Source organism: Lawsonibacter sp. JLR.KK007, assembly GCF_036941135.1.
Lineage (GTDB): Bacteria > Bacillota > Clostridia > Oscillospirales > Oscillospiraceae > Lawsonibacter.
This window is the reverse complement of the sequence record NZ_JAYWSY010000002.1, coordinates 587095-600991: the sequence shown is the minus strand read 5'-3', so window position 1 is coordinate 600991 and position 13897 is coordinate 587095. Positions and strand designations below refer to the sequence as shown.

Sequence of the window (13897 nt, the reverse complement as noted above, 5' to 3'; positions counted from 1 at the left end):
GGAGGTATTTTGCAATGACATGGCCCTTTGAAAATGATACCAGCGCAGTAATCCAGAAGCTCGCTTCTGCCAAACTGAAACATAACAAACTCCAAAAAAGAGTAGCTGCCTTTGCTATCATGCTGGCCGCCGCGCTCATGTCCGCGGTGCTGCTGCTAACCTCCGGGATCGCGGCGGTCAACCGGGACGGCGGAAACAGCGTGACCGGCTCTTACCACGCTTTGATTTCCGGTATCGGTCAAACCGAGTTTGAAAGACTCCAGGCGGACGGGCAGACGGTACTGACTGGCCTGACAGTCTCGTTGGGGAGCAGCAAAACTGGAGACAGCAGATTAAACCTCTCCTACTCCAACGCGGACGCCCTCGCACTGAACGGCCTGACGGTATCCGATGGCCGTATGCCGGAGTCGGAGCAGGAAATACTCATTGAAAAGGAGTATCTGGACCATCGGAAGCTGGACGCTGGGATTGGAGACAGAATTTCCATCCTCATGCCCAATACCCAGGAAGAAAAGGAATTTACGATTTCTGGCTATCTGAAAACAGCGGCCTCCGGGACTGGCCGATCTTTATACGCAGCGATTGTCTCGGAGCAGTATTTTGCCGCCCACGGCGGCTGGGACGGCTTCTCTCCAGCCGCTATGATCCGGGTGAACGCCGGCGGCGCCTCCTCCAAAGCTGAAATTGAAACGCTGGTCACGGAAGTGTTGGCCCGAGCGGGGATCATGAAAATCCCCTCCTTCAATGAGACATATATCAATCTGTCAAGGCCGTCTGTTCTCCTGATCGGGGCGGCAGCCGCCGGATTGGCGGTCATCATCGCGGCCTGTATTCTGGTAATTTACAACATTTTTTACATTGCCATCCTCAACTCCATCCAGGAGTATGGGCAGCTGCGGACCCTCGGCATGACGGGCCGGCAAATCAAACGGCTGGTGTTCCGCGAGGGGCTTGCCCTGTCTGTGAGGTCTATCCCTGCCGGATTGGGAGCGGGAACCGTCTTGTCCTGCCTGCTGATCCCCCAGGGGTTCCGGCCCGTCAGCCTGTTGTGGGTGTGGCCCGTGGTGACGGTTTTGGTCTATCTCACGGTGCGGCTCTCCCTCCGAAAGCCCGCCCTGCTGGCGGCATCCATATCCCCCATTGCCGCCTCCCGTTATACAGGACAGCAGATCCGTAAAAATCGGCTGGCAAGGCGGCCCGAGAAAATCTCGCCGGTCATGCTGGCGAAAAAGTACCTTGTCACCAACCGAAAAAAGAATGTGCTCACCGTCCTGTCTCTGATTCTGACCGGCGTTCTGCTTATGGGGTTTTCCTCTGTTCTCTCCTCCATCAACGCCAGGGATATGTCCTTGTCCGGCTTCCCCCGGGGGCAGTTTATCATCAACATCAGCGACGACCGGCTGCGGAACGCTCCACTGGAGCAGATCCAGACTTCCAGCCCATTTACCGACAGCCTGAAAAATTCTCTGAACATGGTATCCGGGCTGGAGGACATAACCGAATATCACTATCTTCCGGCGGCGTTTCCGGCGGATGCAGTGGAATCTGAACTATCGGTGGTCGGTTTTGACCGGGATGATATGGATCTGATCCGCCCCTGCCTGAGCGGCCAAACCGATTTGGACTATGACAGCCTGGCAGAGCAGGGCCTGCTGATCGTCGGGCGTCCCAACTCCTTGGAACGGGAGTATGGGATTCAGCCAGAGATTGGGCAGACGCTTACCCTAAAGATTTTTGACGGAACTTCCACAAATTACAGGGATTTCACGGTGGGAGCCGTACTGGATCAGAGCAAAATCGGCAGCAGCGGAGATAAAATTGATATGCTGATGCTGCCCATGGACGTGATGGAACAGCTGAGCTCCGCCAACACTCTGTATCAGCTTACCGTCCGTATCTCCGACGGGATGGAGACCCAGGCAGAAGCTGAGATCGACCAGATTCTCAATGCGGCCTCTGGACTGGAGATGACGTCGCTGTCCGCCGCTATTGCACAGAATGAAAACTTTATCCAGGGGATGAAGCTGGTTCTGGCCGCAGCTGTGGCCTTGATCGGCTGCTTTGCGATTATGAATCTGATCCACACCATCCTCACCGGCGTCATCGTCCGGCAGAAAGAACATACCCTGATGCGCTGTGTGGGGATGGGGCAAAATCAGCTCTGTTCCATGGTCCGCTGGGAAAGCTTGATGACTTCGGGAATTGGGCTGGTTTTCTCTCTGCTGATTGGCGGCGGTGTGGGAGCCGCCCTGTGTTCCCACTTGAAAAACGGGCTTATGACGTACCTGCACTATCGCTTCCCGGTTGGGATTGCCCTAGTTTACGGTGCGGTTGTAGTCCTGTCTGCGCTGACGGTAACCTGGGCGGCGCTGAAGCATCAAAATAAGCTGTCTCTGATAGAGCAGCTGCGAGTATCATCTGGAGGTGGAGCATGACCTGGCCCTTTGAAAACGACACCAGCGCCATTGTGAAGAAGCTGGCGAAAAGAAATCTGGCGGCAGATAAGACAAGAAATATCCTGATCGTGATGACCATTGCCTTTGCCGCCTGCCTGATCATGGCGACGGCATTGTACGCCATTGGCACACAGAGGGCTTCCCGCAGTCACGCGGCCGGAATGTACCAGGCCAATATAAGCGGTCTTAATGATGAAACGGCCCGCGCCATTCAAAATGACGACCGGGTTTTAGCGGGATTTAGCTATTTAATGGGTATGCTTGACCATGGAGAATACAAGGTTACTGTGCGCTCTATAGACGAAAACCTGATCCGATTGGCGAAATATCCAGCTTTGAACGGCAGATTGCCGGAAACAGAGAATGAGGTAGCCATCACGCAGGCTCTTCTGGATCGGGAAGGCATGGACGCTCAGGTAGGCGACACGATTCTATTGGCGCTGACCGGCGCCCCGCAGCACTATACGGTATGCGGTATCTTACCTGTTACAGATTCGAACTATTCCATCTTTGTAACCCCCGCATTTGTGAAAGGAAATGCGGAAAACCCTGTATACAGCGCATACATCAATGTGCAGGGGACCGACGGCCTGCCGGAAGAAAGTATCAAAGCCTGTATTCAGAGTTTAGCTGGAGAATGGGGCGTTGAGACGAAAGATGTTGACTTTTCCGGCTACTACTTTTCCCTGATTCGGCAGCGAAGCCTGGAATATATGACGGCGGTTTTATTTGTGATCCTCATTGTGATACTGGCCTGTGTACTCGTAATATACAGTCTGTTCTTTGTCTCCGTTATCAAGAAAACAAACGAGTATGGCAAGCTGCGGACGATTGGTACAACAGCGCGCCAGGTCAAGTGGATCGTGATGAAAGAAGGGCGCAGTTTATCCAAGATAGGGATTCCCATAGGTCTGATCGTTGGAGCAGCCGCGGGATATATTCTTGTCCCAAGCGGATGGGCTATCCATGTGGTGCTGGTCGTGGGGACACTGGTGGCGGTGCTTATGTATCTGTGTATCATGCTTGCCGTCCGGCATCCCGCCAAGCTGGCGTCAAAGGTGACGCCGATTGAGGCTATTCGATATTCCGCCGGAAAGGACGAGGTGACTGTCAAAAGCACAAAAAGATTGCGCCGCTCCTTGTCCGGCGGCAGATTGGCTCTGATCAATTTCTCCCGCAGCAAAAAGAAAACCATCCTGACAGTCGCCTCTTTGGGGATATGCGGCATTCTGCTCATGGCGAGCTCCGCCTATTTTAACTTCATTGACCCGGTAAATGTGGCCCGCGGCGTGTTCCCATACGGCCAGGTCCGGATCGAACTGGGCGACTATGGCTCACAATCCCACAGCAGCGAGGAATTTGTTGAGCTTCAAGGAGAGAATCCGCTGTCGCCTGATCTCATGGAGCGGCTTGCGGAGATGGATGGGGTAAAGGATATGCGGGTATATCGCGGGACTGTCCTGAATGTTACCACTCCGACAGGATATGAGAATCCTTTTCTGACGGATGCCTTTTCAGCGGACCGGCAGGCTCTTTTAGAAGAATACCTGATTGCGGGAACGGCTGATTTGCGGGAGCTTACCGCAAATAACGGCGTTGTCATCAAGCAATTAAGTCAATTAGCGGAGCTGTTTGACTGGGAAGTGTCCATCGGGGATAAACTTACGATTCAAGCCGGGTCTGGGGAGCGTAAAGAAGTCACCGTGATGGGAATTGTCGATGAAAGTATTCCGTATGGCGGCTATGAGTTGATCTATATGCCTTTGGAAGCGCTGTCCGAGCTGATGCCAACTGAAAATCTGAATTATCAGGTTCTCCTTGATACGGCAGACAGTGATTGGGAGCAGGTGCGCGAGGGGGTCAGAAAACTTCTTCCGGAAAATGCGCGGCTGTATGTCACTACGCTGAATGATTGGGCGGAAAACTATAAGGGCTTATTAGCGAATTACCGCACTCCGGTCTATCTGTTCGTTCTATTCATCGGTGTGTTCGGCGCACTCAACCTGTTGAACACCCTGATCACAAATGTACTGACCCGCAAACGGGAATTAGGCGTATTGCAGGCCGTGGGCATGGGCCGCCGTCAGGTCTCAAAGATGCTGCTGACGGAGGGCCTGCTCTATACGGCAGGCGCGTTTGTCCTCTCCATCTCTTTCGGAACGCTCTTCGGCGTGCTTTTATGCAGAGTATTCAGCGCAATGAGCGTTTTTGGCGAGGTGCGTTACCACTTCCCGATCTGGGAAATGACGGGCTTTTTCGCCCTGATGCTTGTTGTTCAGATTGGTTTTTCATTTGCAACGATCAAGCAGCTGCGCAGTCAGTCGCTGGTAGAGCAGATCCGGGAATTGTCGTAGATGCAAGGGAGTGAACAGGATGACCTGGCCTTTTGAGAACGACACCGGCGCCATTGTAAAGAAGCTGGCAAAGAGGAGCCTCGCCAGTGAGAAGCGCCGGAACCTGATGGTGGTGATCGCCGTTGCCCTGGCAGCGTTCCTGATCTCCTTTGCGGCAATTCTGTCCGTTTCCGTGGCACAGATCCAGCGTAATCAGGTGGCCGACACCTACGAAGCGGTCTTCACCAGCGTTGACGCATCCGACGTGGCAGCGCTGAAAGCCCTGCCGGAGTTTGCACGGGTGGGCGAATACTACCTGCTGGGGCAGGAGCATTCGGAGCAGGGCTACAACGCCTCCTATGTGTACTGCGACAGCGATATGATCCATATTGCCCGCAGCCAGATGGAGCTGGTAAAAGGAGAACTCCCGGAGCGGGAGAATGAGGTCGCTGTCAGCGAATATTTTCTTTCCACTTATGGTTTAGGTGCCAAAATCGGTGAAACGGTCCGATTGGACACTGAGAGCTTTCAGGGCGGCTATACCGTAACCGGCATCCTGTCCAATGTGGGGGAAAAGGAAGGAAACACCTGCGCCATTGCCGTTTCCAAGACGGCCTTGACCCGGTGGGCCGGATTTGACCCCGCCGGGTATCGCGCCTATGTGCATTTCCAGAACGACAGGCAGTTGAGCCAGGAGGTCATGACCGCCTACTGCCAGGAAATTGCCGCCCGGTATGGCCTCCCCCATGTGGGCATGAACAATAGCTACTTTGCCTATACTTCCAAGTCCATTGACTTCGCCACCACCGGCGGCATCGCGGCCCTGGTGCTGATCGGCGGGTATGTGGTCATCCAGAGTATTTTCCGAATTTCTATCCAGGATAAGATCCAGAGCTATGGGCAGCTCCGCACCATCGGGGCGACGCCCAAACAGATTCGTCGCATCGTAAAAAGGGAGAGCCGGCGGCTGGGCGGCATTGGCATTTCCCTGGGTGTCCTGCTGGGCGTTCTCGGTGGTTTCCTCCTGTTCCCCAAGGGTTTCCACGGGGCCTATTATGGGCTGGCTGTGCTCCTGACTGTCCTGGTTTGCTGGTTCATGGTATCCGTCTCCATCCACAAGCCGGTGAAAATCGCCGCCGGTATCTCGCCGCTGGAGGCGGTGCGCTTTTCCGTCGGGCAGGAGCGGATACGCAGCCGGAAGAAACGCATCAGGCTCAACCCCGTATCTATGGGACTGGCGAACTTCCAACGTGACCGGAAAAAGGCAGTAAGCATCGCGGCTTCTCTCAGTCTGGGCGGTATCCTGCTTTTGATCGTGTCCTCCGTGGTTTTGACCCGCTCCCCGGAGCAGGCCGCAAGGCTGTTCTTCCCGGATGGGGACTATAAGATCTACCTGTCCTCGGAGCAGCCGGAGGAAGAGATCATGGCTGCGGGCAATCCGCTGAATGACGGGCTACGGCAGGAAATCCTTTCCGTAGACGGCGTGACAGATGTGCTGGTCACCCGCCAGTCCCTGCACGCAAAGTTCGGGACCTCCGCAAGCACCGAGGCCGGTATGTGCGATGCTCTGACGGGCGCGAACCGTCCGGACGTGGAGGCCGCGCTGGTATCCGGCGCCATGCCGGCGGACGCCCACAGCGTCCTTCTGAGCGCAAGCTATCAAAAGCACCATTCTGAAATGGATGTCGGGGCCGCCATGGAGCTGTCTCTGGGTCGGGAGACCGTGACTGTTACCATATCCGGCCTGTTTGACCCGTTGAGGGTGGCAAACGGACACGGCGCGCTTGCCATGGATTCGGTGGCTTTGTTCGCGCCGGAGGCGTTGTTCCGGGAGCTCCATCCTGAAATTGAGCGTTTTGACTACTCCTGGAGCGTCGTCAGCAACCCGAAAAAAGCGGAGTGTGTGGAAAGCGGACTGGAAGAAGTTCTGTCCAGCCGCAGCAACCTCGGTCTGGATACCATCGGGGTTCACATTGCGTATGAGAAAATGCAGAGCGGTCTTATTTTCGGTGGGCTTCGGGCGCTCTCCTGGCTGATCTTCCTCTTTGGCGTTGTCAATCTGATCAATACGACCCTTTCCAACCAGATGTCCCGCAGGCGGGAAAACAGCGTCCTGCGCTCCGTTGGCCTGACCGGGAAGCAGCTGTGCCGGATGAACATCTGCGAGGGGCTTTGCTATGGGTTCTCCGCCGCCCTGGCGGCCCTGCTGGTCGGGCTGCCAATCGCGGTCGTGGTATGCCGGGAGGTCAGCAAACGATCCTTCGCCGGTGAGATTGTCCCATATCAGTTCCCGGCCCTGGAAATGGGCCTGTTTCTCCTGGTGCTGTTCGGTTTGGAATTTCTCCTGTCAGCCTGGACGGCCAGCAGGCAAAGAAAGCAGTCCTTGGTCGAGCAGATGCGGGCGGTGGAATAGTGTTCCCGCAGAACATTTCATGACATCCAGGGAGCATTTCATTACAAGAGTCTTGAAACGGTGTCCCTTGCTCTATAGACTGATAAAAGCAAAGAACTTTTTGCAAAATTAGCCTTAGAAAGGGGATGCAAGCATGAACGTACAGATGATGGAAGGACTTCTGGGCGCCAGCTCCAATATCAAGCTGTCGGGTACGCCTATGAGCGTGTACCGGCAGGCCAGCGCCGAGGGCGACACGGAGAAGATGAAGCGGGCGCTGGGCTACACCGGCGAGTGTACCGAGAAAGCGGTCAAGTACCAGGAGAAGCTGGACAAGGGCATGAAGGCCGAGGCGAAGGCAGAAAAGGAAAAAGCGAAGCTGGAGCAGGAGGCCGCCATCGAAAAGCGCCGGGAGGAGCGCAAGCGGGCTGAGGAAGGCACAGAATCGGGCCGTCCCCAGGGAACCGATCTGGTGCAGATCAGCGAGGCGGCGAAAGCGGCGCTGAAGAACAACAAGCCCGTCGAGGCGGCGGAGCCCATTGACAGGGAGCCGGTCACCTATACGCCGGCAGGCGAAATTGCCGCCACGCCGGCGGAAACCGAACCGACCGTTTCGTTTACTGCGTAAAATTTCAGGAGGAATGAGTTATGATGCCGATTTCTGGTGTAAATACCGGCGCAGTCCAGCCGTTGATAACAGCTGAGAAGGTGCTGGGAGCGTCCAAGGTCCAGAAGCCCGAGGAGGAGGCCCAGGGCCGCCAGCTGAAGCCTGTGATGGACGAATACATCCCGGAAGAGCCCCAGGAGCCGTCCGGCCGCTATTGGATGGGCAAGGACGAGGACGGCCAGCCCAAGATTTATTTTGATGATCCGGAGCGGGCAGCGGATGCGCCGAAACAGCCGGAGGGCGCTCCTGAGAAGCCCGATGCGGACGCCCCCGAGGAACCCGATCCGGCGGGCCAGGGCGCGAAGGGCCCGGAGGGGAAAAAGGACGAGACCTGGGAGTGTAATACCGACAAGGTAGACCGCGAGATCGAAAAACTGAAAAAGAAGCAGCAGGATCTGGAGCAGCGGCTGGGTACCGAGACCGACGAGGCCAAGATCAAGGATCTGGAGCGCCAGCTGTCCCAGGTGGAGCAGGAGCTGAAACAGAAGGACAGCGATACCTACCGGAAGCAGAACGCTGCATACACACAGCTCTCTTAATTTCTGGAAAGCGGCGGTTTGCGGAAACCGCCGCTTTCCTCCGCTTTGACAAACTATTTTAAGGAGATTTCGAACATGGAAGATTTGAAAATCTTATTTGCGTATTTCAAGGAACACAAAAAAGGTGTCATTGTTATCCTTGCTGCAACTGTCATAGGGGCCGTATTGGGGGTGGCAGCTTTTTATAACGGCTGGCTTGGCTGAAAATTGGCCGTAGGAAAAATTTAAGAAATTCCATAAAGAAAAAGAGGGAAAAGCAAACAGAATCTTGATATAATGTCTGTAAGCCACATCATCCGCAATCTCAAAATGAAGGGACAACGCTATGGGAACTCATATTTTAGTGGTAGATGATGAAAAAGAACTGGCCGACGTGCTGGAGCTTTATCTCACCAATGACGGGTATACAGTTCACAAGTGCTATACCGGCGCGGAGGCCCTGGACTGCATTGCACACACCGAACTGGATCTGGCGCTCCTGGACGTGATGCTCCCCGACGGGACGGCTTCCAGCTCTGCAAGAAGCTGCGGGAGAAGTCCTATTGCCCCATCATCATGCTCACGGCCCGGACGGCGGACGGGGACAAGATCATGGGCCTGACCATCGGGGCCGACGACTATATCACCAAGCCCTTCAATCCCCTGGAGGTCGTTGCCAGAGTCAAGACCCAGCTGCGGCGGTACAGGCTCTACAACAGCTCCGCTCCAGAGCCGGAGAAAGCAGTCCGTGAATACGACATTCGGGGGCTGGTCATTAACCGGGACAACCACAAGTGTTTCCTGTTCGGGAAGGAAGTGCAGCTGACGCCCCTGGAGTTCTCTGTCCTCTGGTATCTCTGTGAGCGGCAGGGGGTCGTCGTCCCCTCCGAGGAGCTGTTTGAGGCGGTATGGGGCGAAAAGTACCTGAAGAACAACAACACCGTCATGGCCCACATCGGACGGCTGCGGGAAAAGCTGGACGAGCCTGCCCGAAGCCCCAGATTCATTAAAACGGTATGGGGGGTTGGCTATACCATTGAAAAGTAAGAATGATTTCGCTCCGTTCCGCAGGAAGATATTCCTTCGCACCATAGCTGTGCTGGCGGCGGCGGCCGCTGTAATCTATCTCACTTACGCCGTCCTGCTGCGGGGCCGCTTTGCCAACGGAATGGTGGCCCTGTTTCAAAACACCTTGGGCATGGATTACGACGCCGCCCTCCGGTTCTACGAGCGCACCTTCCGCAGTCACATGGACGCCATCATTCTGCTGTCCCTCCTGCTGGTGGCCGCTGGCCTGTTCTACTGTTACCTCCGCTGGCTGACCCGGTATTTTGAGGACGTCAGCCGCGGGATGGACGCTCTGCTCCAGGACGTGGCGGGAGAAATTTCTCTGCCCCCGGAGCTGCTTCCCATTGAGCGCAAAATGAATCTGGCGAAGCACACCATTGACCGGCAGAAAAGCGATATGCTCCTGGCCGAGCAGAAAAAGAACGACCTGGTGATGTACCTGGCCCACGACCTGAAAACGCCCCTGGCCTCCTCCATCAGCTATCTGAACCTGCTGCGGGATGAAAAACAGCTCTCCGAGGAGCTGCGGGAAAAGTATCTCTCCATCGCCCTGGCCAAGTCGGAGCGGCTGGAGGATCTGATCAACGAGTTTCTGGAAATCGCACGGTACAGCCTGTCCACTATCACGCTGCAAACCAGTGAAATCAACCTGACTCGCCTGCTGGAGCAGCTGGTGTATGAATTTCAGCCGGTTCTGGATCAAAAGGGCCTGACCTGCTGCCTTGTGTCCGGGGATGACATTCTGCTGAGCTGTGACGCCGACAAGATGCAGCGGGTCTTTGACAACCTTTTGCGGAACGCGGTGAATTACAGCTACGACGGGACTGAGATCACTATTGAGGCGGAACAGAGCGAGGACAGCGTAACGCTGAAATTTTCCAACTGCGGCGGGACGATCCCCCGAGAGAAGCTGGAACGAATTTTTGAGCAGTTTTACCGGCTGGACACCGGGCGCGGCTCCAGCGGGGCCGGGCTGGGCCTCGCCATCGCCAAGCAGATCGTCACGCTCCACAAGGGGACAATCACAGCGGAGAGCGGGGACGGGGTGACGGTCTTTACGGTGATGCTTCCCACGGTGAAGTGACGAGATTGGAGGAAATGTAAATGGATGCACAAGCCTTTTGGGTGGTAATTGGCGCATACAACCAACATACGATAGCCGCACAAGCCGTGTTGCTGGTGTTCCTCGCTTTTTCGGTCATACTGTCCTATCAGCGAAAAAATCCATGGATGGCAAAATTCGCGCTGGGCATCGCAAATCTGTTTATTGGCATCGTATTTTTTGCCTGGTATGGGACAGAGCCGATTCAAAAATACTTTGCCCTTCCGCTGTATTTGCTCTGCGGCGGCCTGTTTTTATATGAAAGCTGGTGCAACAGGGAGGATTTTCTGGAAAAACCAGACACTATACAGGCACTTTTGCTGCTATTTTATGTATGCTACCCGCTGGTTTCTGTCATGCTGGGCAATCGCTTCCCGCAGATGGTAACTTATATCATGCCCTGCCCTGTCGTCAGTCTTAGTATCGCGGTCTACGCAGGCTGTCAAAAGAAGAATAAACTGCTGCTGGCTCTGCTGACCGTTTGGGGCTTGACCGGCATCAAGTCTGTTATTTTCAGCGCCTATGAGGATCTGATCCTTTTGGCCTGCGGCTTATATGGTGTGATGCTGCTTGTCCATGAGGTAAGGCGTAAAATCTGATAAAGCATAGGGGTGACACATATGGGAAGCAAGAAACTGCTGTTGTATTTGATTGGTACAGAGGCAATGCTGATCCTCTGCATCGCATTGGCGAACCTTAACCCGACGCCAATCCTCTATTTTGTTTTCTATAATCTCCTATATGGGCTGGTATTCAGTCTGTTGATTCCGCTGTACTGCCTGCGGAAAGAAAAGGAATCACTTACTTCGTTCGGCGTAAAAAGGCTGGGAACACGGCAATTTGCCGTTTTGTGTGCCTTTGTGATATTTTCAGTTGGCGGGCAGTTGATTCCCCAAATGGCTGCGGGAGAACAAATACCGTGGCGCCTGCTGCCGTTGGGAATTGCGCCGCTTATCATGACCACGTTTTTTGAGGAGTTCCTATTTCGAGGCTTTGTGCAGAGCAGGGCCGAGCAGCAATTTGGCTGCTTGCCCGCAATTTTGATTTCCGGGGCGATGTTCTCCCTATATCATCTGGGCTATCCCGGTTTTCGCGCTTGGGAGGATTTACTCCTGCTCTTTGCGGTAGGACTTGGATTCGCAGCTGCCTACAGGCTTTCTGGTAATAATCTGATCGTGTCGTACTTCGTAAACCTGCCGAACGCTTTTGTAACCTACATACTCAAATATGAACAATTCCCCGTTATGAGTGTCAGCTCCACCATAGCGGCAGCTATCACACTGGTACTGATTGGATTCATCATTTTGATGTTCAGAAATACAAATCGAACTATGTGGAGGTAATAATAGTGAAAATTTCAGCACATATGATGGAATACCAAGGAGGACGCATTGTATCACATTTGCAGTTAAGAAATTACTCGGCTTTGGATTATAATGAGTATAAGAGGATCTATGAAGAATGCTTCCACGATATGAGAATTGCTTTACAGCGATTTCCGATAGAGTGTTGTGGAAGCCAAGAAGAATTGGAACGCAAAAAAGGGGAAATTCATATTCTCGAAATTGACGAAAAAATAATTGGTTCAGTTGCCATATACGGCAATGAAATCGACGATCTGGTTGTGGAAAAAAGCTTTCAAAGGATGGGGTACGGAACAGCGTTATTGCGGTTTGCCGTTTCCTACCTGCAAAGCAATCATACCTCTCCCATCATTCTTCATGTCGCAGATTGGAATCAAAGCGCACTCAAGATATATTTGAAAAATAGTTTTTCTATCGTGAAAACAGAAGAAGTTTGAATCCATAAATCGAATGATACGGAGGTAATCCATCATGGAGCTAATCAAACTGACCCACGACAACATTGACCAGGAGCACATCTGCTGTGCCATATCCAGCAACAAGGATGTGCAGGTCATGTCCAAAAAGTCTTGGCTGAAGGAGCGGCTGGACGAGGGGCTTGTCTTCCTGAAAGGCAATGTCCGGGGGAAATGCTTTATTGAGTACATCCCCGCCGAGTACGCCTGGGCGCCCATCGAGGCGGAGAGGTATATGGTGATCGACTGCCTATGGGTGTCCGGACAGTTCAAGGGGCATGGGTACTCAAACCTTCTGCTGGACGCCTGTATCAAGGACAGCAAGGAGAAGGGAAAAAAGGGGCTTGTGATCCTGTCCTCAAAAAAGAAACTGGGCTTCCTCTCTGACCCCGGATACATGAGGCACAAGGGCTTTGTGACAGCGGACACAGCGGAGCCTTACTTTGAACTGCTGTATCTGCCCTTTGAGGAGGGGGCGAAGCGGCCCCGCTTCCGGGATACCGTGCGGGAGCATGGAGATATGCCCCAGGGATTTGTGCTCTATTACACAAACCAGTGCCCCTTTACGGCAAAGTATGTGCCGGTGCTGGAGAACATGGCGAAGGAGCGGAACGCCGTGTTCCAGACTGTCCACATTCAGACCAGGGAGGACGCGCAAAGCGCCCCGTCGCCCTTTACCACCTTTTCTCTGTTCTATGACGGCCAGCTTGTGACCCACGAGATCCTGTCGGAGAAAAAATTTGGCAAAATCCTGACAGAAAAGGGGGTGTAGGAAAATCGTTAGAAAATCCGTAGGAAAAACGCAGAACAAACGCCGGCGGTTTTGGTATGATAGAGCCAAAACCGCCGGTGCTTGTTGTTGGAGGAATATCTATGTTCGTGATTCGAGAAATCCTGGGCTATTGTATCATCAGCGCTATCTGCCTCTTGGGTATGTCCGTACTCTATGCGCCTATTTGCTTTTTGCTCCGAAAGCGCGTGCCGCCGGCAAAACAGCTTGCCTATTTCCTGTTTGGGGCCTGTGTCATGATCGTCCTGGCGGCGACGGTCGTAGTCGGCGCATCCAAAACAGCTGCGGCAGACCGTTCACTGAACCTCGTTCCCTTCAAGGTTTTTCAAGAGACCTGGGGGATGCCGGAGCCGAAGAAGGTCGCCCAAACCGCCGCGAATGTCGTAATGTTTGTCCCTCTGGGCTTTATGATGCTGGTGGCCTTTCGGGGAATGCGCGGCTTTGGGAAAACTGCTCTTTCCCTGGCGCTGTTCTCATTCGCCATTGAGTTTACACAATATTTCACCGGCAGGTCGGCGGACATTGACGATCTCATGCTCAATACCTTGGGCGGCATATTGGGGTATCTGGTTTTCTTTGCGGTGTCAAAGCTGTTCTGGAGAAAGCCTCCGCGCAGAGCAAACCTCCCCTATCATCGGCCTGTGAGAAAATCGTAAGAAAGTCTGTATAAAAATAGTGGAATCCTGTGTGAGAGAACACGAAAACGGTGCTCTTGCTTTTGGTACAATGACAGTGCCAAGGCGAGAGCGCCT

General features: G+C 53.9%; 12 protein-coding genes and 1 pseudogene. All 13 read left to right on the top strand.

Annotated features, from left to right (window positions below; genetic code table 11):
• Nucleotides 1-14 precede the first annotated feature (14 nt).
• Nucleotides 15-2435, top strand: coding sequence for an ABC transporter permease (locus tag VV088_RS12790; RefSeq protein WP_334601098.1), 2421 nt, complete (start codon nt 15-17; stop codon nt 2433-2435).
• Nucleotides 2432-4810, top strand: a complete 2379-nt coding sequence (locus VV088_RS12785; protein WP_334601097.1) for an ABC transporter permease — start codon at nt 2432-2434, stop codon at nt 4808-4810. The genes VV088_RS12790 and VV088_RS12785 overlap by 4 nt, the downstream gene beginning before the upstream one ends.
• 19 nt (nt 4811-4829) lie before the next feature.
• Complete coding sequence (locus tag VV088_RS12780) at nt 4830-7202, top strand: ABC transporter permease (protein ID WP_334601096.1); 2373 nt, start codon at nt 4830-4832, stop codon at nt 7200-7202.
• A 133-nt stretch (nt 7203-7335) separates the two neighbouring features.
• A complete protein-coding gene (locus tag VV088_RS12775; protein ID WP_334601095.1) occupies nt 7336-7809 on the top strand; it encodes a hypothetical protein in 474 nt (157 codons plus the stop codon).
• 20 nt (nt 7810-7829) lie between these two features.
• Complete coding sequence (locus VV088_RS12770) at nt 7830-8387, top strand: hypothetical protein (RefSeq protein WP_334601094.1); 558 nt, start codon at nt 7830-7832, stop codon at nt 8385-8387.
• Between the two features lie 75 nt (nt 8388-8462).
• Nucleotides 8463-8591 carry a hypothetical protein gene (locus VV088_RS12765; RefSeq protein WP_334601093.1) on the top strand — a complete coding sequence of 43 codons (129 nt, stop codon included), beginning with the start codon at nt 8463-8465 and terminating at the stop codon, nt 8589-8591.
• Between the two features lie 121 nt (nt 8592-8712).
• A pseudogene (vanR, locus tag VV088_RS12760) lies at nt 8713-9413 on the top strand (VanR-ABDEGLN family response regulator transcription factor).
• Nucleotides 9403-10518 (top strand): sensor histidine kinase, encoded by a 1116-nt coding sequence (locus VV088_RS12755; RefSeq protein WP_334601092.1) that lies wholly within the window; start codon nt 9403-9405, stop codon nt 10516-10518. Before vanR ends, VV088_RS12755 begins: the two are co-directional and overlap by 11 nt.
• Nucleotides 10519-10538: 20 nt before the next feature.
• Nucleotides 10539-11135 carry a DUF6064 family protein gene (locus VV088_RS12750; RefSeq protein ID WP_334601091.1) on the top strand — a complete coding sequence of 199 codons (597 nt, stop codon included), beginning with the start codon at nt 10539-10541 and terminating at the stop codon, nt 11133-11135.
• 21 nt (nt 11136-11156) lie between these two features.
• Nucleotides 11157-11879, top strand: coding sequence for a CPBP family intramembrane glutamic endopeptidase (locus tag VV088_RS12745; RefSeq protein ID WP_334601090.1), 723 nt, complete (start codon nt 11157-11159; stop codon nt 11877-11879).
• Between the two features lie 5 nt (nt 11880-11884).
• Entirely contained in the window at nt 11885-12337 is a 453-nt protein-coding gene (locus VV088_RS12740; protein ID WP_334601089.1) for a GNAT family N-acetyltransferase, read from the top strand.
• Nucleotides 12338-12371: 34 nt separating this feature from the next.
• Nucleotides 12372-13127, top strand: coding sequence for an N-acetyltransferase (locus VV088_RS12735; protein WP_334601088.1), 756 nt, complete (start codon nt 12372-12374; stop codon nt 13125-13127).
• A 101-nt stretch (nt 13128-13228) separates the two neighbouring features.
• Nucleotides 13229-13801 (top strand): VanZ family protein, encoded by a 573-nt coding sequence (locus tag VV088_RS12730; RefSeq protein WP_334601087.1) that lies wholly within the window; start codon nt 13229-13231, stop codon nt 13799-13801.
• Nucleotides 13802-13897 lie beyond the last annotated feature (96 nt).